The following is a 21,662-nucleotide window of genomic DNA, read 5'->3' as shown; positions in this document are numbered from 1 at the left end:
AGATCAATGACTTAGATTGACAATGGCTAGGCGTGGTGAGACGTTTGAAAGCAGTGGATACGGCCGCTGCCCAAGGCCATGAGGGCGGTCTGACCTATCTGACAGACACTTTTCAACCCACAGTGATTTCGGAGGCCTATCGGATAAAACAACTGCTAAAGCTAGAAAATTCAGCGGGTTAGACAAAGCAAAGCCCCCCGAGGTGCGAACTCGAGAGGCTTAGTAGAACGACATACCAACCGTCGCCTCTCGCATTCTCCTCACCCTTCCCCCTATGTCAAGCCCGCGAAGGGCGTGGCACGGGCGAGCTTGACTTCGTTGAAGCAGGAAGCTCGCCCTGTGCCGGGGTACCGAGGTGTCGAAATCATGAGTACAACAATCCACGAAGGCCTGGCGATCGAGGACCGACGCGCCATTTACCAGAAGGCTGGATTGTCAGACGCAAGTGCGCGGCAGGTTGAGGCCATGGTCGCATCTGCCGGGGAGAGGGACGTGGGCCGCGGTGCGCTTCGGAACGTCGTCGTTGAGCTGCAATCGAAAAAGAACGGTGCAGTCCGAGTTGTCGAAAGCCACACTTGCGAACTCATCTTCGCCTACGAATGCGAGTTGGATCCTGAAGTCAGGGGGTACTACGCCCAGGTGCGGTGTCCCCACGTGGAGAGACACAGAGCGGGTCGCCGCCACGTCTCTTCCGCGACACTCGACTTCCTGGTCTTCAGAGACAAGCGGATCCAGCTGGTTGAATGTAAAACGCTCGAATGGCTCGAAGCCGAAGTTAGGAAGCTGCGGACGGACTGGAAGGTTGAGGATGACCGATGGCGGAACTCAGCTATCGAACTCTATGCGTCAGCGCGAGGGATCGAGTTCGTTGCATGGCAACCGCCGTCGCCAGCGGGAATCTACCTGCAAAACCTTCAAGCATGCTACACAGTGCTCGACGACGCACCGCCCGCCCGCCGAGTCGTCGAAGCAGCGGTGAAGCGTATCCGTGGACGGCCGTCCACAATCGAACAGCTAGTGACTGGTATCCCGGGCTTTTCCGCCCGCACGGCCCTCTGGATGCTGGCGTCGGGCGTTGCCTACGGTCCGTGGAAGAGCATTGGCGTGGCCGACAATGCCGACTTCCCTCTCTACGCTGACCGGGAGCGAGCAGGGTCCGCCGACCGCTCAGCGATGATTCAATTACAGCAGGCGATCGCCCAGCCGAGAATTACAGACAGGCTCGCCCTTGCTTCCGCCGTAGACCTCGCACGAGGTCGAGAACGGCTCGAGAGGCTCGGCCGCATGATGCGTGGGGAGGAACCCTGGACTCGCCGCTTTAGAGAGCTCGACAATAAAGTCCGCGAAGGTGAGGCAAACGGAGAGTCGCCGCTGGAAGTCTGCCTCACAGCCTATCAGCGTTCGGGGAACAGGACGCATCGCTTACTCGAAGACCACTACACTGCATGCAGCGAAGTCCTTCATAGGACCTGGAATTCCGGGAGGACGAGCCGACCGCTTGACCTCTATTTCTCATTCGCGATCGAGTGCGAGGCACGAGGGATCGAACCCTGTAGCCGTTGGTTACTCGACACTCACCGCCGTCAGCTCGACCCCGGTAACCACGCACTCAGCACCGGTGGTATGCGGGCGTACCAGACGGTGCGCCCGGCTACAGATCCTCGTTTTCGCTCGCTGCCGCCACTGGGCTATGGCCTCGTGGTTCATATCGACTCTTCCAAATTCGATGTGCGCTTGGTGGTCAACGACAATGGCGACACGGTCCTGTTGACTGCAATCATATACGTCGCAGTCGATGGCGCGTCCGGTCGGGTCATGGCTCACGCCCTCATGTTCGGGGCAGCAAGGACCGATGGACTGGCCCTTCTGATTCGTAACTACGTGACGCACCACGGCACATTGCCATCCGTGATTCATCTTGATCGAGGCTCCGAGAACAAGAGCAAATGGCTGAGAGGCTTCTGCTCCGGGCGCATTACGATCCGTCGCTCACCAACGGCGGGGAGCCCATGGAACGGCCTGGCGGAATCGACCATAAAGCAGATTAACGTCCAGGTCGCACACCGCCACCCTGGCAGTACGCTCCCAGATCAGGCCGGGCGGAAAGCTGACGGACGCTTCAAGAGCTATAAGACTGCAAAGCTCACAATGAGCCACATGCACGAGCAGCTGTGCGCGTTCCTCTACTCCGACTGCGCCACAAACCTCGGTGTCGATGGGATGTCGCCAATTGAGCGAGCCGCCGAGCTCTTGAAAACGTTCGGCAACTTTGGCACGCCCTGTGCCTATGACGATGCCCTTCTCTACGCAACGTCGTTGCCGATCGACCTACGCAAAAAATTCAACCGCCGCCGCGGCATCAGGACGGAAGACGGTTGGTTTACGAGCGACGAACTGAAAAACGCCGTCCGAACGAACGTGATCGAAGAGGTGCGAACGGATTGTGAGAGACCGGACATTATGTATGTCAAAGTTGGCGGAAGGATCGTGAAGGCATTTCACAACAAGGTGCTTTCGATGGCCCGCATGGACGCACTTGATCAGCAGATCGAGCTCCAATTCTTGCCCATCGCACGCAGGCTAAGCAGGCAACAGCGCGCCGAAGGGGGGAGGAAACGGTATACGAGGATGGAGTACGCAAAAATGCGGAGCGGCTCGGAGGAATCGAGCGTAACGCGGGATGCTGATGAGCAAGCGCAAGCGGCCCCGACTTTACCGAGCCACGACGCAACCACCGAGGTGAAGGCAACGGAAGATAGCGGCCCACGGGAATGGCGATTTGACGATCTGGAGCCGTTTCCAGAGGATACCCAGGCATGAAGCAGGGCGAGCAGCTAATACCCGCTGTCCCAGCTAGATTCATGGCCTCGAGACCGTGGCGCCTATCTAAGGTGCTAAGCGCACTGCCGAGGTTAGCCTAATGCAAGCCATTGAGCACTTTGTCTACGCGAGAGCCATTCGGCAGCTTATTCGCGAGATCGATAGCTGCCCGTCAGGCCACATAGTGTTCTTGATTGGACTATCTGGCGTAGGGAAGACATCCGCACGGTATGCTGCCCTTCGCGAGCTCTTCGGTCGCCCGATGTACTGGGGTGCTGGTCGTATTCCGGTCATCGACACCCACGCACTTCTGCCATCGAACGCGTTCTACAGCTCGATGGGTATGTCCGAAACGCTTGTAGACCAACTTAGTGGTCCTAACCTTCGCTGGTTAACGCATGGAGTCGAGAAGCCGAACGCAGATACCCTAGCGATACTCGCGGAGGTGGATCGGGCTAGAGATATATTGGCGGGTGTCGCCCGTAGGCGATTCTCCGAATCTGATTGCTGGAGCATCGTTCGTCGCCAAGCCCACGCCCGGGGATGTAAGGTCATTTGCATCGACCACGCAACAGCGCTGCTAAGGAACCGCGCAAACCTCCAGCCAGCGCAGCACATTGAACACCTGGTGTCGCTAGCGGAGGAGTGGGATCTGAAGCTCGTGATGACGGGGATTCACCATGTCCACCACCTTTGGGAAGTCCATCCGGAACTCCGCCGTCGTATTCACAAGGTCTGGATGCCGCCCTATGGTACGTCGCGCGAGGAGGATCAGCTGCATTGGTCGAGATTGATTAAAAATCTCTCCGCAAGATATGCGCTGACGCGACGTGACATCGTCTTCAATATGCGCGATGAGGTCATGGCAGCCACCGGGGGTGTAGTCGGAGAGGCAATTCAGTTGTTGGAGCGCGCCAATGGAAGGGCCGTTGACGACGGTAGGGAGGCAATTACTACTCAGGATATACGCTCTTCATACCATAGCGAGAGCGATCTCGAAGCGCTCTGGTTCGACGTCAACGAGTTCGAGAAAGTGATGAGTACAGCCGACGTTGAAGAAAGAGCTATCTCAATCAAAAGCGCTTGGTCAACGGTCGGGAAGAACTTGGCCTCAGGGCCAAAGGGCGAGCCGCGGTGACTGCCAATAGTCCACGCACGGGGTCAGTGGTGAGGATGTGGACGCCTCTACCGCCGCTCACGTTGCAAGGCATCGGGACGCCTTGGGTCGAGGACATCGATCATTATGTCTGCCGCATCTTGCGTTGCACCGGGATGAGTACATCGAGTCTCCGATCACTCATCGATCCGGGTTGTCCGCTTGGATCACGCTACTTCCCCGATCTGTTCCATAGTACGGAAGGCACACTTGATCGACTGTACAGGCTGGAGGAGATGACGGGAGCTGATCATCTCCGATGTGGGACGATGGTCGCGCTTTCCAACATTTTGAACCTTCAGTTCGCAGGCCGGAGCCCTCTGACGCGGCGATGGTGTGTCATGTGCTACGCCGAATGGGAAGAAAATACCTGCTGGGAGCCGATGATATGGCGATTTGGTCCGCAGTCTAGGTGTATCAAGCATGGCTGCATGCTCGAGGATAGGTGTCGCTCGTGCGGCAGGAATCAGTCGAGGCGTGTGAGATATGTAGATCGACACAGGTGTTACCTGTGCAAGGCCTCTCTAGGCTCGATCGGATGCTTCACGCAGGTCGCAGCCTATGATCAGTTCGCGGAAGCCTGCTGTCAGGATATCGTAGGTGTGTGCGGGGACCCTGCAAGCGGGATTGCGCACTCCACGTCCCTCGATGCTTATAAGAGCGCGCTTAGGGATGGTTTCTCAATGACTGTGGAGCGCAATGTGCCAACCGCTCACGAACTCGATCTCGCTGAGCAATACAGATTCTTGCTAACAGCGAATTCCACAAAGATTAGTGCGCGGAGGCTGATCGAGCTCTGTGCCCTACGGGCGGTCATGCCGCGCGAGGTGATCGACTCTCCCGCTGATGCGGCGGTGGGCTTGTTCGGACCGTGTCAGTGGGGGCGCTCGAATCGTCGAGCGCGACAGCCATCAACGGCTGATGGATTCGATACGCCCGAAGTGACGACCGAAGATCGCCTTAGTCGGTTCCTTGAGGTCGCCACCCGGATGGCGACTAACCGGGAGGTGGCATATATGCCACCCGCGAGTTTCATCCTCAAGGCATGCGGGCTTGCCCGAAACATCACTATCGAGCACCTGGGGGACGAGTATCGGCGGTACCGACGTCTCCACGAAGCGCAAGGAAGCATTTCGGTAAGAGTCGATTACAACCGCGCCTTCAAGCTCGCTCTCCACACGATTTCCGGGCTCAAAGGCGGAAGCGTTACTGAGGTGTGGGTTGCTGAGCATGCCCACAGCTTAGCTCGGGAGGCGCATGTAGTACGCGCGAAAGCGCAACGTTGCCTGCACGCTGCCTGGATACTCGAGTCATTTAAGACGAGATGGCGGAATGACGATGACAGCCGGACCGGCCATGCATCAGTTCAGGAGAAGATCGTGACTGCGGAATCCGAAAGCCGAGAAGCGTATCAATCAAGGGTCCAGGCGACGCTCAAGAGGCTCTTTTGGCTCGCTGCGTCGAGCCAGGAGGAGTTGGAGCTCATTGCCAACCACGGGGTCGACCGAGAGGTTTGTACGAGCCTTGTAGCGGGCTTGGTTCCGGTTGGATACCTGGCGGTCGATCCGCCGGGCGTCTTCCACGGGCTCGAGGCGACCCTTCTGCTTCGTCTATGTTGGCTGTATACGCAGGCCTCGGTATTACTGGACAGCGACACAGCTGCGTCAATTTGGGTGCTGAAGAACTTCAAAGCTGCCCCCCTTGAACCTTCTGATATAGAGGCTAGCCTTGCGTTTGCCGACGAACTGATCACGCGGATCCGGCGTACGCGCGAATTCATTCTCTGATTCATGGGGTATTGATGGTGATGATGAACGATGTGGTCGATGTGAAACCCTCATAAGAAGCAAAGGACATATCCAGCGTGGCGAGAGTAACGAGGCGAGGCCAGTACCCCATGTTGATGATGGTGGTCATCGGCACATCGGCGGTTCGCACTAGCTAAGTGAAAGCGATCGACCTCTCGCGAGAGCGATGCCGTCGAGGCTATGGCTATGCGCTAGCGCTGATGTAATCGGCGCATCAGATCGACGAGGCGCCGGTCACTCGCAGCAGCGGGCTGCTCTGAAAGCGTCCGGATCAACGGCTCGGTGCCATAAGGCCAGTCTCGGGTATACGTCGGCAGCACCGCCCACAGAATATCCAGCAGCGCCACGGGGTGCCGTTTAGGTAGATCGTCGACGGTGAAGTCCAGATACCAGTAGGCACCAATATCCTGAAGCCTGACCAGATGCGAAACTATCAACGGTACGACCTCGTCGAACAGGCCCTTCATCTTGAGCGCAAACTTGACCAATGCCGCCGTGGTCTGCGCGGTTCGCACGACTCGCTGCAACGGCCACACGGTGCCGAAGAATCTCGCCAGCGCCGGCCGCCAGCGGCTGTCCTCATCGTTAGCCCAATTTCCAAGACGCCACAGGGCAGTGTTGCGCACACGGTCGCCACCAACGATCAGCGCCTCGCGCAGTTCACTATCGCTCAACAACTGACGGTCTTCGCCGTCCACGTCAACGCCCAGCCACCCTTTCATGAGGAGGTCCACTAGGACGCCTTGCTCGTCATGCGGCAAGTTGTCTTCATGAATAAGGTCCATCAGCTGCGGCTTCAGCTCGTTAAAGAGCTCAGGGGTGATTCGAAGGTGCCCCGAGAGGAGCCCTTGGAAAAAGCTATCCCGATCATCCTTTCGAAATGCATGTGGCAATAGCGCCCTGCGTGTCTGTTTCGGCGCGATCGCGGACAGCCAGCTGTATTGTCTAGCCATCAGGCAAACTGCATAACGGCGTAGGTCGCCGTGCAATGATAAGAGGGCGTCGAAGCGTTGCAGGGTGCGGTTGGGTACTGGGTCACCGACTCGCGTGGGAAACCCGCAGTCCTTGTTCAGGATGACGCCCAGAAGCCCCCGGATAGGACTATTGATAGCCTCCATTGTCCAGTCTCGCATCGGGCGGGTATCCCACCCCGTGTGTCTTGCGTGCGGGACGGCGACGAAAAGCGCGGTCCAGAGGCCATCGAGTGCGCCCGGGTCCAGTTGATACAAGTCCCCCGCGCGCTCCTCCATCCAGTTCGCGACGTCGGGTGTGATCTCGGCAAGATCGGTCGTTCGCAGCTGGGTAAGGCGGCGCGCAACAAGGGACGCGCGGCGGCGGGGCCACGTGACGTTACCTTCCGGAGACAGCAGCGTACGCCACGCTCGTGCGTTGAACACACCCCTCGTCATCGCGGCGCTCAACGCACGGATCGCCGTCACCGGCCGATGCTTTACGAGCCCCAGGAACGGCCTTCGCTGGATGAGACGCCGGAAATCTAGATCGTCATCATCAGATAGCTCCGAGACGATGTCTTGGACGGACTGCGATTCCAGATGCGACGAATCAATGTCCTGGGTAAAGAATCCGCTCCGACGAAGGACACCATCGGCCACTTCCGCAGGCGTAAATTCGGGCGCCATGCGCTGCAGCTCGGCCAGCTGATCGGCCGCATCGCGGGTGAATACGACACCGTGATGCTCCAGCCAGTGCCAGCGATGCAGTTTTGTCCAGGCGATCAGCCTTGCAGCTTCAGGGTGCTCTCTCGCGAAGGGCGGATCACCGTGGAGGAGACGCTCTTCGGCGGCGGCGCGGTCGGCCAGCGCCATGTCAGGCCACCGGGTGACCAGGGCGCTAAGCAGATCGTTTTCCTGCGCGTGGTCCCAGAACTGCTTTTCATCCATAACGGCCAGCGCGTGCGCAACCTGGTCGATGTCGGTGAGGTCGGGAATCGACAACGCCCATACGCAAAGGCGCGCGAAAACGCGCTCGTCACTGGATTGCCAGCGTATTTGCTCTACACGAGCGGCGGCGCGATCAGACGCTGCCCAGCGCCGCATCCAGTCACAGAAAACCAGTAGGGTCTTCGACAATCCCAAATGATGCGTATGAGGATCCGGATTGATTAGGTCATCCACCCGCCCCTCTACGTCCAGACCAATATCGCGCGTGAGGATCAGGCCGTCTTCAATAAGCCTCCGGAATCGGGGAATGGCCTCACCAAGCCATTCGTCCGGAATCGACGGGATCGCGTGCGGCTCGGGGTAGTCCATGCGCAGGGAGATGATCCGTGGGGCGGCACCGCTATCGAGGTGCTCAGGTACAGATCGATTTGCCCGCTGTACGGTGAAACGCGGGCGGAACAGGTCCACGGTGTCGTGGACCAGTTCGCGCGTCCAGCCATTCTCAGCAAGGCGCTGAATGGTGAAACCACGGGTATCCGACAACGGGGGCGGCTGCAGCCACGCCTGAGTAGCCATGCGCCACTGCCATCGTAACGACACCGAATATTGCTCGGGAGCGTTTGTGACGCGACCCATGATCTGGTCGGCGAGCGATGAATCCACGCGTCGCTGGCCTGCCGCCCACCACAAGGCGACGGGATCTCCAGAAACCCTCGCCACCCAGTTTCTCAGGTACTCGATGCGTGGCGGTACACGTTCCGCAGAATGGTCATCAACTTGGCTCACTAGCGCGCGGCGGTTAGCGGTTCCATCTCGAAGATCCTGAGCTGTCAGATGGAAGGCGTCCCATAGGCGCGGAAGCGGGGCGCTGTCGTCGGGCGTGGCTGTCGGCGACGGGTCATCGTCCAGACCATACGTCTTCCAAGCTGCGGCGGGCGGGGTGGTATCAGCCGGATGAAGCGGCTTGTCCCGGCGTTCGACCGCGTCAAATACCATTAGCCACGATGCCGGGATCGGTTCGGCGGCATACGCTAGCGCGTGCGCACCGTCGGCCGATGACGCCAAGTCGCGCACCATTCCTCGCTCATGGGGCAGCACCCCCGCAGGGCCCTGCATCGCGCGGGCCATCACCCGTTCGGCCCAGGCTTGGGGATCCCTCGCGCGATCGGCCCAAGCGCGCAAGCTGTCCCACAGTGCCACGTGCCGGTTATCGTCATCATACGGGATCGGCGTCACGCCCTTTTGGGCCCATTGCGCATCGCCACCCTCAGCATCGCCCGCATGGAACGCGTAGATCGGATTTTGCTGGCCATCAAAGCGTCGGACGGCTTCCAGCAGATACTGCACGGGCGGATCGTCGGCCGAGTAACCAACGAATACGATGGTAAAGCGGCGCATGAGCGCCTGGATGAACCGAGTGGCCCAGCCATCGGCAAGGTAGGAATAACCAAACTCGGCGGTAGATAGGACGAGTGCCCCCTGATCGCCGTGAGGATCGCCCCCATCAGCCTCACCGTCCGGCATTGCGGGACCGACTCTTCCGTGAAGATGCACGATGCCCCGGAAATCAACGGGCAACTTCGGGTCAGGCAGATTGGGTGCAACCCACACGCCCAAGGTGGGGTCGCACGCTTCGAACAATGAGTCGAAGTTTGTCGTGACCAGTCGCACGGCACCCGAGCGCGTGCGCGACAGATCCATAAGCGCTTGGTGGAAGCTCAGGTCAGGAGGCGCCGCAGGTGTGAGCGTCTGCGTGACAACTCGGCGAATATCGGCCAAGTCGAACTCGCGCTCGAGCATGGAGAAGACCCGATCAATCCCCGGGCCGCTCGCACCGGAACCGGCGTCGCGCGCGGCCTTCGCGGACAGGTGCAGCTGCCGGGCGGCACTGCAGCGGGCTGAGCCTAGCTTGTCGAGGACCTGACCCGCTAAATCGATGAAATCGGGCAGCCCGGCCGCGGCGCGCGAGACGCCCGCGCCGCAGAAGAAAAGAACCTGCCCAGCATCCCTGGCGGTGAGTAGCTCACTGGGAATGGCAGGTCCGTTGGCAATGAAGCGCATGACTCCTCACCGAACATGAATGTCGAGTCTAGTATGCCCCCAGGCGCCGCGCCTCGCGTAGAAAACGGTACTGGCCGCATACGTCAAAACTGTCAATTTTGCGGATTCGGTGTGCGGACAAATTGGGGCATCATAAGATCGGGTAGGAAGGATCTTTTACGAGTTTTCCGCCTCGCCCATCTTTGGCGTTATCCCGCAACAAGGTTTTGCGACTGGCGGGTGGTCAGCGTCGCGCTTGAGGCAGGTAATAATACCGACATCCGTGTGACGCTCGGTAATGACATCGCCATAGCGACGTATCGCACGACACTCTTTCTGAGCTCAATGGGACGTGCACTGATAGTCAGCGATCACATTGACCCAGCCTGGGTCTTTGGTCGTGGCGTTCGCCGGATTTGATCTGTAGCTCGAGTCAAGTATTAGTGCCGGGCCGTCACACGCCTCACTCGCACGTCGGTCACAGGCTTCGAACTGACCATTACGTGCGTAGGCGGAGCAAGATATGCGCACACGTCCGCTCGCATCCGGGCGAGGCGGCGCAAACAGGTCGGCACAGCCGCTCAGTGAAACGGACAGGCCCGTCGCAAACATAAGCCGTATCAACATGCTGCGGTCAAAAGTTTTTTAGGAAGCGTCGTGCGGGACCAATCTGGCCGGGTGGTCCAAGCCTAGCAGTTAACCTTGGCGGTGGTTTATGTGGCCTGGCTTCGCCGCAGCGTTGCGAGCGTGTCTCCATCTGCCAGATCGAGAGCATCGTGACCCCCGTCCCCATGGCTCCGCAGTTGGGGCGTGCAATGTGGCCGTGCCGAGCGGGCGACCAGAGTGGTTCGGCGCCTTGGCGTCTTTCGACAGGGCATGACCCGCTGACGAGGGGCGCACCCGGTAGATTTCCGCAAAGCAGCCACTTCCCATGCCAAGGAAAGGGGACGAGGGGGTGACTTTGGAAGCTTGAGCGCGAGGCTCTCGCATCGGAGTGCTGCGACGGAGAGGCGAATACCGCGTCGGTGTCCATTCCAGTTGCGGTGTCCTACCCTGTTACAGCGCGCGACACATCTCTGCTGCTCTAGCAATGCGATCAGGGTGGTCAGCAATGCTGTTACGAAAGGCCAGTCCAGCCATTTGACATCGAGCTCGGTGTCCACTCGTAGGATGGCCTGTCCATAGGGGGAATGGGGCAGACTGCCAATTGGACAAGCCTGTCCAACACCCGCTCTGATCCCCTATCGCATCGACTTTGCGAGTATGAGGCGCACGGGGACCTAGGACCGGCTCCCATAGGCAAGGTGTGAGAACCAGCTATGGGAATTCGTCCGAACGGTCGGGCGCCCGTGGAGGCCCGGACCTGTGTACATACTTTGCTAAATGGGTGAGGCGGGAATCTGTAACCCGACTAGGAAAATGTATGACGTAGCAGGCGTACCCTCGGCCCGGCGCGGCTCGCGCAGGACAGCAAGAGGCTCATTTAGCAAAGTGTGTGCAAAGTGCACACACTTTGCCATTCCGTCCACTCGCCTGGCCTTTAAGCGGCTTGCGCTTTCACCCTTTCACTCCCTAAATTGGTGCAATGCATGCACCCGATCAGACAGACCTTCTGACCCTGCTGGGAACCGGCCTCGCCGTCGTGGGCCTCGACGGGCGCGTCGCCTGGCTGAATCCCGCGCTGGGCGAGGTGCTCGATGTGGGGCCGCGCACGGCGCAGGGGCAGGAACTGGCGGTGCTGATGCGGGCGCCTTCGCTCTCGGCACAGCTGGCGCGGGTGCTGGCGGAGCGGCGGGGGTTCCACCTGCGCGGCCTTGCTCTCGGGCTGCGGGGGCGGGAGGTCAGCGCGGATGTGTCGCTGCAACCGATCGACGACGAGCGGGTGCTGGTGGAGGTCCATCCGCTGGCGCACGACGTCGCGTCGGGCGCCACGCCCCTGTCCGCCACGTTGCGCGGCTTCGCCCACGAGGTGAAGAACCCGCTGGCGGGTCTGCGCGGCGCGGCGCAGCTGCTGCAACGCCGAGTGGGCGACGATGATCTGCGTCAGCTCGCGGGCATGGTGATCGCGGAGGCGGACCGTCTGGCGGCGTTGGCCGATGGCCTGCTGCGGCATCGCGGCGCGGCGCGCATCGGCCCGGTCAGTGTCCACGAACTGCTCGATCGGCTCGAAGGCCTGGTGGTCGCCGAGCCCGATGCGCCACGCGTGCGACACGACTTCGATCCCAGCCTGCCCGACAGCGTCGGCGACACGGATCGCCTGATGCAGGTGCTGCTGAACCTGACGCGCAACGCCGGACAGGCAGGCGCTTCCACGATCACCCTGCGCACGCGCGTGGAGCATGGCGCGCGTCTGGGCGATCGCACGGTGCGCGCGGCGCTGCGCATCGACGTGATGGACGACGGGGCCGGCGTGCCCGACGATCTGCGCGATTCGCTGTTCCAGCCGCTCGTGTCGGGCCGGCCCGACGGGACTGGCCTGGGCCTGGCCCTCTCGCGTGAGATCGCCCTCGAACACGGCGGCGACCTGCGTTACACGAGCCGTCCGGGCGAAACCGTCTTTTCGCTGTACCTGCCGATGGAGCGCACGCATGAGTGAAGTATGGATCGCCGACGACGATCGCGGGGTACGGTTCGTGCTGGCGGAGGCGCTGCGCGACGCCGGCCACGCGGTGCGCGAGTTCAGCGCGGGCGACGCGGTGCGCGCGGCCCTCGACGAAAGCCGCCCCGCTTTGCTCGTCACGGATGTGCGCATGCCTGGCGAAGACGGCCTGCATCTCCTCGAGGACCTCACCCGGCGCAACATCGGGCCGGTGATCGTCATGAGCGCGTTCACCGACGTGGCGACGACGGCCGCGGCGTATCGTGCGGGCGCGGCGGATTACCTGGCGAAGCCCTTCGATCTCGACGGCGCGGTGGAGGCGGTGGAACGCGCGCTCGCCGCCGCGAACGAAGAGGTCGTCGTGCCCGCTACGCGCTCGGACACGAACGCGCTGCTCGGCGAGAGCGCGGCCATGCGCGAAGTGTTCCGCCTGATCGGCCGCGTCGCGGCCAGCGACCTCAACGTGCTGATCACCGGCGAGACAGGCACCGGCAAGGAGTTGGTCGCGCGTGCCCTGCACGATGAAAGCGCGCGCAGCGGCAAGCCGTACGTCGCGCTGAACACGGCGGCGATTCCGTCGGAGCTGCTGGAAAGCGAGCTGTTCGGTCACGAGGCGGGCGCGTTCACCGGCGCGACGCGTCGTCACGCGGGACGCTTCGAACAGGCCGACGGCGGCACGCTGTTCCTCGATGAAATCGGCGACATGCCGCTCGGCCTGCAGACGCGCCTGTTGCGCGTGCTCGCGGGAGGTGAGTTCTATCGCGTGGGTGGGCGTGAACTGATGCACGGCAACGTGCGGATCGTGGCCGCCACGCATCAGGACCTCGACGCGCGTGTCGCCGCCGGTCAGTTCCGCGCCGATCTGAAGCACCGGCTCGACGTCGTGCGCATCGCGCTGCCGGCGCTGCGCGAGCGCCGGGGCGATATTCCGCTGCTGGCGCGGCACTTCCTCGCGCAGGCGGCCGCGGACCTCAATCTGCCGCCGAAGCGTTTCTCGCGTGGTGCGATGAAAGCCATCGAGCAGCGCGAATACCCGGGCAACGTGCGCGAACTGGAAAACCTCTGCCGCCGGCTCGCGGTGGTCGCACCAGGCCTGGAGATCCAGGCCGGCGACCTCGGCAGCCTGCCGGGTACGCCGGCGCGCGGCGAGGAATGGACGGAAGCCCTTCGCGTTTGGGCGCAGGACGCCCTCGCTCACGGCCAGGCCGACGTGCACGCGCGCGCGCGCGACGCGCTGGACAAGACCTTGCTGCAGGTGGCGCTCATCGCGAACGATGGCCACCGCCAGCATGCCGCCGCGGCGCTCGGCGTCGGCCGCAACACCCTCACTCGCAAACTCGGTGCGTCGCGCAAACGGCGGCCGCCCCATGGATAACGTCATGCCGCTCGAAATCCGCCGCGCCGCCCCGGACGACGCCGATGCGATTGCCCGCTGGAACATCGCCATGGCGTGGGAGACCGAAGAGAAGCGCCTCGACCCCGACATCATCGGGCGCGGCGTGCGCGCCGTGTTCGACGAGCCCCGCCGGGGGTTCTACCTCGTCGCCGAACTCGATGGCCGCGCGGTGGGATGCCTGCTGGTGACCTACGAGTGGAGCGACTGGCGCAATGGCGATTTCTGGTGGGTGCAGAGCGTGTACGTGGCGCCCGAGGCGCGGCGCGCCGGCGTGTTCCGCGGGATGTACGCGCACGTGAAAGCGATGGCCGAGGGCGCGGGCGCCGTGGGTCTGCGCCTCTACGTCGAGCTCGAGAACGAGCGAGCGCAGGCGACGTATGCGGGGCTGGGCATGGAGCGCTGCCATTACTTCATGTACGAGGCCCCGTTGTAGGAGCGCGGCTTTCGCGTTCGTGTTCTCTGGGTACGTGCGACGAAGAGCCGTGGGGCCTGTTGCTCAAGGCCTCAGAACATGTCGCGCGCAGGGCGCGCTTCTACGGGTCGACGGTGGGGTCGCCGGTGTCGACGACCGCGATGCGCTCTTCGAACTCGCGTGGGGACATCGCCTTGCCGAAGAGGAAGCCCTGCATCTGCGAGCAGCCCACGGAGGACAGGAAGCTCGCCTGCTCCACGCTCTCCACGCCCTCGGCGAGCACGTGCTTGTTCATGCCCTTGCCCATGGTCACGATGGCGCCGACGATGGCGGCGCTGTCGTTGTCCCAGGCGACGTCGCGAATGAACGCCCGATCGATCTTGAGGGTGTCGACAGGGAAATGCTTCAGGTAGGAGAGGCTGCAATATCCGGTGCCGAAATCGTCGAGGCTCAGCGACACGCCCAGCGACTTGACCTTGCGCAGCAGCTCGACGATGTGGTCGCCGCCTTCCATCACCGTGCGCTCGGTGAGTTCGAGTTCGAGCAGGGTCGGATGCAGGCCGGTCTCGTCGAGGATCGACTGCAGCGATTCGAAGAACCGCGTGTGCTGGAACTGCAGGGCGGAGACGTTGACCGACACGGATAGCGGGCGGTACATGCGCGCCCATCGCTCGGCGTGGAGGCAGGCCGAGCGCAGCACCCACTCGCCGATGGGCACGATGAGGCCGCAATCCTCGGCCACCGGGATGAAGTGCTCGGGCGTGTAGACGTCCTCGCCATCGACCTGCCAGCGCAGCAACGCTTCGGCGCCGACGATGGTCCCCAGCTCGGTATCGACCTTCGGCTGGAACTGCAGGGTGAGCTCGTTGCGCGCGAGCGCCTTGCGCAGATCGACCTCGATGCGCACGCGCGCGGTGCTGCGCTCGTTCATGCTCGCGTTGAAGAAGCGGTAGCCGTTGCGGCCCTGCATCTTCGCCTCGTACATCGCGGTGTCGGCGTTCCGCAGCAGCGATCCGGCGTCCTCGGCATCGTCCGGGTAGATGCTGATGCCGATGCTGAAGCTGATGCTCAGTGCCGCCGCATCGAGGTTCACGGCCTGGCTGCACGCGGCCAGCACGTTCTCCGCGACCTCGCTGGCATCCGCGGGCGTCTCCACGTGCGGGAGCAGCACCACGAACTCGTCTCCGCCGAGCCGGCTGACGGTGGCGTCCGCGCGCGCCGCGGCGCGGATGCGTCGCGCGACGTTCTGCAGCAGCGCGTCGCCGGCGGCATGACCGAGTGAATCGTTGATCTGCTTGAAATGGTCGATGTCGACGAAGAGCAGCGCCGCCCGCTGGTGCCGTCGCGCGGCGACGGATACGGCGAACTCCAGGCGCGAGGTGAGCAGCGCCCGGTTGGGCAGGCCGGTGAGGGTGTCGTGGTGCGCCTGGTGAGCCATCTTCAGCGCGAGGGCGCGCGTCTCGCTCACGTCGTGGAACACCACGACGCCGCCGACCACGTTGCCGGCGTGGTCGTGGATCGGTGCCGCGGAGTCCTCGATCGGGCTGTCGAAGCCATTGCGATGGATGAGGATGGCGTCGGTGGTGAGGCCGACGATGCTGTTCTTGTCGATCGCGACGAGCAGCGGGTTGGCGATCGGCTGGCGGGTGAGCGGATCGCGCAACTGGAAGATCTCGTCCATGTGCCGGCCCACGGCTTCGTGGCTGGGCCATCCGGTCATCGCCTCGGCGATGGGGTTGAGCGAGGTGACGATCAACCGGGGATCCGTGGTGATCACGGCGTCGCCGATCGACTTCAGCGTGACTTCGGCGAGCTCGCGCTCGCGGAAGAGGGCGTCTTCGAAAGCCTTGCGCTCGCTGATGTCCTGCATCTGCGAGATGAAATACAACGGTTCGCCTTCGTCGTCGCGCACCAGCGACGCGCTCAGCTGCGCGTGCACCACGTGGCCGTCACGATGGATGTAGCGCTTCTCCATGTGGTACGAGGCGCACTCGCCGGACATCAGCTTGCCGACGAGGGCGAGGTCCGCGGCGAGGTCGTCGGGGTGGGTGATGTCCTGGAAGGTGAGCGACATCATCTCCCGCTCGGTGTAGCCCAGCATCGCGCACAGCGAATCGTTGACCTGCAGCCAGCGGCCTTCGGGCAGGACGAGCGCCATGCCGATCGCGGCGTACCGGAAGGCCTGCGCGAACCGGCGCTCGCTTTCCTTCAGCTGGGTCTCGAGGGGAGAGGAAGACGGAGTGGATGGCACGTGGGTCGCCGATGAATTGACTCGCCACCCACTCTAATTCGTCGTCCGTCCCCCGTATATCGAACTATTCGGGGATTTCCGGCTAATGCAGCGTAGGTGCGGGCGCCGTGAGCGCGCCATCGGCGTCCAGCATCATCCGCCCCAGCGCGTGGACCTCGCTCGCGGCGCCATACCGTTCCGCCAGGGCGTCGAGGAGCGGCGCGAGGGCATCCGGTGCCAGCGGGTAGCCGTGCGCGAGCACGCGTGCCTTGCCCGGGACCGGCTGGGCCACGGTGATCGCGGCCATGCCGAGGCCGGCGGCCTCATGCGCGTAGAGCAGGGGTGCTGGCTGGGCCGGATCGGCGTCGGCGACCGGTTCGACGAGGTAGCCGGCGGTGCGAGCCGCTTCGCCTTCCAGGTGCAGGGGCACGTGATGCGCGGCCAGCAGGGCCGCGTACTGGCGCAGTTCGAACAGCGTGCCGGCGAATTCGTGCACGGGGTTGGCGCCCTTGTTCCCCGCGCGCGCGAACCAGTCGGCGATGCGGGGCACGCCGACGCGGCCCTCGGCGTAATGCAGCGGCAGGCCGCGCGAGCCGAGCGCGGTCTCTTCCTTGTACGGCGTGAGCAGCGCGGCTTCGAGCATCGTCCACAGCGGCGCGAGGTTCACGTGCTCGTACTGGACGCAGGTCAGGGCCATCAGGTCGTCGCGGCTGAGGAAACGGGCGTGCTCCAGCCGCATGCCCAGCGTGCGCATGAGGAAATCCGCCGTGGCGGTGCCGGCTTCGCCACGACCGACCAGTTCCACTTCCATGCGCTCGGCCAGTTCGTCCGCGATATCCGCGGGGGCGAGCAGCATCCAGGGGATCAGCCGCATCGGGCCGCCGGCATAGGCCGGGTCGGGGACCAGCGGCTGGGCGGGCATGTGGCCGTCGCTCGTGCCGAAGGCCACCACGCCGCCGGCCGTCGTCACGCGCGGGATGCGCCGCCCCAGCTCTTCGAGGGTGGCGAAGACGGGAAAGCCCGGACGCAGCAGCTCCACGCCGTCGAACAGCGCCCCGGCCACGGCCAGTCGCGAGGCCTCGACGCCGGGCAGGAGGGCGCGCAGGTCGTCGGCGATCAGTCCGGCGAGCGTCTGTGCCTCGTCGCGGGTCAGTTCCAGGCGCTCCGGCGTCTCGCCGGCGGCCAGTTCCAGCGCCAGGACGGCGGGACGGGCGATCAGGGACTCGTTCACGCGGGTTTTTCCGAACGGCAAAGGAATGCGATTCTACCATCCGGCCACGACGGGCTTTCGCCCGGAGGGGATGCGGGTTAGCCTTGCCGATACGCGTTCGTCGGCGATCGTCGGCGTCCGCGATCCCTTCGTCATCGCATTTGGGCCCGCCAGCGGGCAAACCCCTCGGTCTGGATCGTTCTTCAAGCATGGATAAGACGCAAAAGCGCGTGGGTGTGGTCGGCGGCGTCCGCATTCCCTTCTGCCGCAACAACACCGCCTACGCCGATGTCGGCAATTTCGGCATGTCGGTCAAGGTTCTCGGGTCGCTGGTGGAGAAGTTCGGCCTGCACGGCGTGGAACTGGGCGAGGTCGCCATGGGCGCGGTCATCCGCCACTCGTCCGACTGGAACCTCGCTCGCGAGGCGCTCCTGTCGTCGGGGCTGGCCCCGACCACCCCGGGCATCACGACGGCGCGCGCCTGCGGCACCTCGCTGGACAACGCGATCCTCATCGCCAACAAGATCGCCACGGGTCAGATCGACGCCGGCATCGCGGGCGGCTCGGATACCACGAGCGATGTTCCCATCGTCTACGGTCAGAAACTTCGTAAGCGCCTGCTGGCGCTGAACCGCGCGAAGACGCTGAAAGAGAAATTCCAGGTCGCCACGCGTGGCTTCGCGCTGAAGGAGCTCAAGCCCTCGTTCCCGGGCGTGGCCGAACCACGCACCGGCAAGTCGATGGGCGACCACTGCGAGCTCATGGCCAAGGAGTGGAAGGTGGGCCGGCTGGAGCAGGACGAACTCGCGCTGGCCAGCCATCGCAAGCTCGGCGCGGCCTACGAGGCCGGCTTCTTCGACGACCTGGTGGTGCCGTTCCGCGGCCTGAAGCGCGACGGGTTCCTCCGCGCCGATTCCACGCTCGAAAAGCTGGGCTCGCTGAAGCCGGCGTTCGACAAGACCTCGGGGCAGGGCACGCTCACGGCCGGCAATTCCACGGGCCTCTCCGACGGTGCGGCGGCGGTGCTGCTCGCCAGCGACGACTGGGCGGCTTCGCGCGGCCTGTCGATCCAGGCGTACCTCACCCACGCGCAGGTCGCCGCGGTGGACTTCGTCCACGGCGAGGGCCTGCTCATGGCTCCGACGGTGGCCGTGCCGCGCATGCTCAAGCAGGCGGGCCTCACGCTGCAGGATTTCGACTTCTACGAGATCCACGAGGCCTTCGCTGCGCAGGTGCTGTGCACGCTACGTGCATGGGAGAGCGAAGACTATTGCCGCAACCGGCTGGGCCTCGATGCCCCGCTGGGATCGATCGATCCGGCGAAGCTCAACGTCAACGGCTCCAGTCTCGCGTCCGGCCATCCGTTCGCGGCGACCGGCGCGCGCATCGTCGCCACGCTGGCGAAGATGCTCGAGCAGAAGGGGTCGGGCCGCGGCCTGATCTCGATCTGCACGGCCGGCGGCATGGGCGTCACGGCGATCCTCGAACGTCCCTGATTCGACGAAAAAAGGCGGTGCCCCGGTGCCGCCCCTGCAAGGCTCATGCTCGCACTACGTACCAGTACCTCCCTGAGCGCACTCGCCCTCGTGATCGGCATCGCCGGCACGAGCTGGCTGACGGCGCTCACCTATGAGCGCGCACCGATGACGCGCCGCCTCGCCGAGGTGACGCTGCCCACGGCCGCTCCCGCGCTCGTGTCGAAGACGGTGTCGCGGTTCGCTCCCCCGAAAGCCGCGGAGGCGACGCCGGCGGCACGCGTCGCGTCGCGTGTCGCACCCCGTGCGGAACGGCCCGTCACGGCAGCTCCGCCGGCGTCGGCGCCGCTCGAGCCCGTCTACATGCCGTCGCCGCGCTACCCCATGTCCGCGCTTCGCGCACGGCGCGAGGGGAAGGTGATCCTCAGCGTCACCGTCACTCCCGACGGCGACGTCACCAGCGTCACCATCGGCCGCTCGTCGGGCGACGACGATCTCGACCGGGCCGCGCGCGAGGCCGTGCGCGGCTGGCGTTTCGCGGCCTCCGACGACCGCCCGCAGCGTTTCACGGCGGAACTGCCGGTGAATTTCGAGCTGACGCAGCGGTACTGATCGGGGCCGCACCAGGCCTCGGAAATCAGAGGATGCCGGCGGCCGATGAGCCGAAGGCCGTGATCATGCGCGTGTAGATCAGCTTCAGCGACACGTCCACTTCCGGGAAGTCGCCGACGGGCTCGTAGCATTCGAAGAACTTCGGGTCGGTCCAGCGCATGGGGATGCAGCCGGGCTTGATCTCGTAGCTGGTCGCGTAGCGGAACGGCCACAGGTCGAAGAACGGCAGACGTTCCGAGACGTCGCCGATGAACTCGTTGACCGACGACAGGACGGGGATGGTCTTCTGCCGAGGGGCAATCACCCACGCGTTATCTGGCTGCGTGTCCTGGAGGATCGAATCGCGCAGGCGATCGGCGAACCGCTTGTCGTAGACGATCACGCCCGACTCGGTGTTGTAGTGGTCGGAGCGCGGATCGAAGTTGTGCGTGCCCACCATGGCGAAGGTGTCGTCCACGACGATCGACTTCGCGTGCAGGCCGAAACGTACGCCGGCGGTGAGCAGCGGAGCGGGGCGGTTGCGCGGACCGCGGCCGGCGCGGCTGCCCATCCCGAGGAAGCCCGACGACTCGGACGGCGTGCCGGCGGCGGCCTGGGCCGCACGGTCCGAACGGCGCGCGCGCCCGCCGCCGCTGCCCTGGTGCGCGACGGCGACGGGCGGCGTGTCGATGCTGACGGATCGTCCTTCGAGGGCATCGGGATCGCCGTTCGCCGGGTGCGGCTTCATTTCGTAGATCTCGAAGCCGTAGTCGGTGAGGTAGCGCTTGCGATGCTTGTACGACAGGGCGTAGACCGCGAACGCGTCCGTCGAGGCGAGCGAGTTCGTGGAGACGACCACGCGCGGAGGGTCGGGGCGCTTGCGCAGGCCGCTGAAGACCTTCTGTGCCGGCTTGCTCATCACCAGGTACGGCGTCTGCAGTACGATTTCGCTCTTCGCGTTGCGCAGCAGGCCGATGATGTGCCGCGTCAGGGCGCGGACCTCGCGACGCTTGGGCTCGTCGGTCTTGCCGGGCAGGTCGGAGAGGTATTCGACGCGGTTGAGACGCAGCGTGGCACGTTGCAGACGGGTGGCGATCCAGCCGGCGTCCGTCGCGTCGGCGATCATCTGGTTCACGCGCTCGGGGTGTTCGTACGTGGGCGGATCCCAATGCCGGGGATCGTCGGTGTCGGCCATCAGCTCGCGGTTCACGTCGCGGAGGTGCGTGAGCGGAACGGAGCGCTTGTGGTTCCAGAACTGGTCGAAGCTGGCGCCCATCGCGCGGGCCGCCGGTCCGCCGACCATGACGTCTCGGTCCACGTAGTCGAAGGCGCCGTCCCAGTCGAAGTAGCGGTCTTCGTAGTTCCGCCCGCCCGTGATGCCGATCAGGTCGTCCACCACGATCAGCTTGTTGTGCATGCGCTGGTTGAACTTGTAGAAGCAACACAGGATGCCCGCCGCGAACTCGAGGGGCGGCGTGCGCGCGCTCTGGAACGTGGGGTTGTAGAGGCGGATCTGCATGTGGTCGCTGGCGCGCGCCAGCCGCGCGAGCAGGCCCGGGTCGCGGAACGAGAACAGCTGGTCCGCCAGGATCCGCACTTCGACGCCGCGCCGGGCGGCATGCACCAGCTCGTCGAGCACCAGCTTGCCCGCGTCGTCCTGCTCCCAGATGTAGGTCTGCACGTCGATCGTCTTCGTCGCCGCGCGGATCAGGCTGATGCGCGCGGCCATCGCGCTCTCGCCGTCCTCCAGCAGGGTCGCCACGTGGACGGGGCGCTCGGCCGTGGACGCGCCGTTCGCCTCGATGGCCGCGTCGATCAGCGGCGAGGGAACGGCGCAACGGGTGGCGTCGGAGGGCGGGCAGGCATCCTGGCGATCGACGGTCAGCGTCACCACGGCGTCGGCCTTGCGGATCCGCTCGCGGGACAGGGAACAGCCACCACTGGCGAGCGTGGCGGCGAGGAGCAGGATCGTAAGGAAGCGGCGCATGCCGGCGATGATAGGCGACGCTCAACAACGCCACGTG

Annotated in this window: 13 protein-coding genes; 8 read left to right on the top strand and 5 right to left on the bottom strand. The window is 63.9% G+C overall.

Going from position 1 to position 21,662, the window contains the following annotated elements; translation table 11 throughout:
- Nucleotides 1–366: 366 nt before the first annotated feature.
- The 3 genes from J2X58_RS13190 (at nt 367) to J2X58_RS13180 (ending at nt 5,763) form a co-directional block, all read left to right on the top strand.
- Nucleotides 367–2,820, top strand: a complete 2,454-nt coding sequence (locus tag J2X58_RS13190; protein ID WP_310048719.1) for a hypothetical protein — start codon at nt 367–369, stop codon at nt 2,818–2,820.
- Nucleotides 2,821–2,920: 100 nt separating this feature from the next.
- Complete coding sequence (locus J2X58_RS13185; RefSeq protein WP_310048718.1) at nt 2,921–3,958, top strand: AAA family ATPase; 1,038 nt, start codon at nt 2,921–2,923, stop codon at nt 3,956–3,958.
- 701 nt (nt 3,959–4,659) lie between these two features.
- A complete protein-coding gene (locus J2X58_RS13180; RefSeq protein ID WP_310048716.1) occupies nt 4,660–5,763 on the top strand; it encodes a hypothetical protein in 1,104 nt (367 codons plus the stop codon).
- A 1-nt stretch (nt 5,764) separates the two neighbouring features.
- On the opposite strand, the gene J2X58_RS13175 is transcribed toward J2X58_RS13180, so the two are convergent.
- On the bottom strand, nt 5,765–5,893 hold the full coding sequence (locus J2X58_RS13175) for a hypothetical protein (RefSeq protein WP_310048715.1): 129 nt from the start codon (nt 5,891–5,893) through the stop codon (nt 5,765–5,767).
- Between the two features lie 82 nt (nt 5,894–5,975).
- The gene (locus J2X58_RS13170; RefSeq protein ID WP_310048714.1) at nt 5,976–9,746 is read right to left on the bottom strand and encodes an SIR2 family protein; all 3,771 of its coding nucleotides are present in this window, start codon (nt 9,744–9,746) and stop codon (nt 5,976–5,978) included.
- A gap of 1,564 nt (nt 9,747–11,310) precedes the next feature.
- Between J2X58_RS13170 and J2X58_RS13165 the strand changes: the two genes are divergently transcribed.
- The 3 genes from J2X58_RS13165 to J2X58_RS13155 are packed head-to-tail and all read left to right on the top strand — an operon-like array spanning nt 11,311 to nt 14,153.
- Nucleotides 11,311–12,321 (top strand): ATP-binding protein, encoded by a 1,011-nt coding sequence (locus J2X58_RS13165; protein WP_310048712.1) that lies wholly within the window; start codon nt 11,311–11,313, stop codon nt 12,319–12,321.
- A complete protein-coding gene (ntrC, locus tag J2X58_RS13160) occupies nt 12,314–13,699 on the top strand; it encodes a nitrogen regulation protein NR(I) (protein WP_090058391.1) in 1,386 nt (461 codons plus the stop codon). The genes J2X58_RS13165 and ntrC overlap by 8 nt, the downstream gene beginning before the upstream one ends.
- Nucleotides 13,700–13,703: 4 nt before the next feature.
- Nucleotides 13,704–14,153: a GNAT family N-acetyltransferase gene (locus J2X58_RS13155; RefSeq protein WP_310048711.1), complete on the top strand. Its 450-nt coding sequence runs from the start codon at nt 13,704–13,706 to the stop codon at nt 14,151–14,153.
- Between the two features lie 100 nt (nt 14,154–14,253).
- Here J2X58_RS13155 and J2X58_RS13150 read toward each other — a convergent pair whose 3' ends face one another.
- Both J2X58_RS13150 and J2X58_RS13145 read right to left on the bottom strand, forming a co-directional pair.
- A complete protein-coding gene (locus J2X58_RS13150) occupies nt 14,254–16,383 on the bottom strand; it encodes an EAL domain-containing protein (protein WP_310048710.1) in 2,130 nt (709 codons plus the stop codon).
- Between the two features lie 82 nt (nt 16,384–16,465).
- Nucleotides 16,466–17,593, bottom strand: coding sequence for a hypothetical protein (locus J2X58_RS13145; RefSeq protein WP_310048708.1), 1,128 nt, complete (start codon nt 17,591–17,593; stop codon nt 16,466–16,468).
- Between the two features lie 188 nt (nt 17,594–17,781).
- On the opposite strand from J2X58_RS13145, the gene J2X58_RS13140 reads away from it, so the two are divergent.
- On the top strand, nt 17,782–19,068 hold the full coding sequence (locus tag J2X58_RS13140; protein WP_090174881.1) for an acetyl-CoA C-acetyltransferase: 1,287 nt from the start codon (nt 17,782–17,784) through the stop codon (nt 19,066–19,068).
- Between the two features lie 45 nt (nt 19,069–19,113).
- Nucleotides 19,114–19,659, top strand: a complete 546-nt coding sequence (locus tag J2X58_RS13135) for a TonB family protein (protein WP_310048704.1) — start codon at nt 19,114–19,116, stop codon at nt 19,657–19,659.
- Between the two features lie 25 nt (nt 19,660–19,684).
- On the opposite strand, the gene J2X58_RS13130 is transcribed toward J2X58_RS13135, so the two are convergent.
- Entirely contained in the window at nt 19,685–21,625 is a 1,941-nt protein-coding gene (locus J2X58_RS13130) for a phospholipase D family protein (RefSeq protein WP_310048703.1), read from the bottom strand.
- Nucleotides 21,626–21,662 lie beyond the last annotated feature (37 nt).

The sequence above is a fragment of the Luteibacter sp. 3190 genome, assembly GCF_031456385.1.
In the GTDB taxonomy this organism is placed as follows: Bacteria; Pseudomonadota; Gammaproteobacteria; order Xanthomonadales; family Rhodanobacteraceae; genus Luteibacter.
This window is presented reverse-complemented; position numbering and strand designations above follow the sequence as displayed.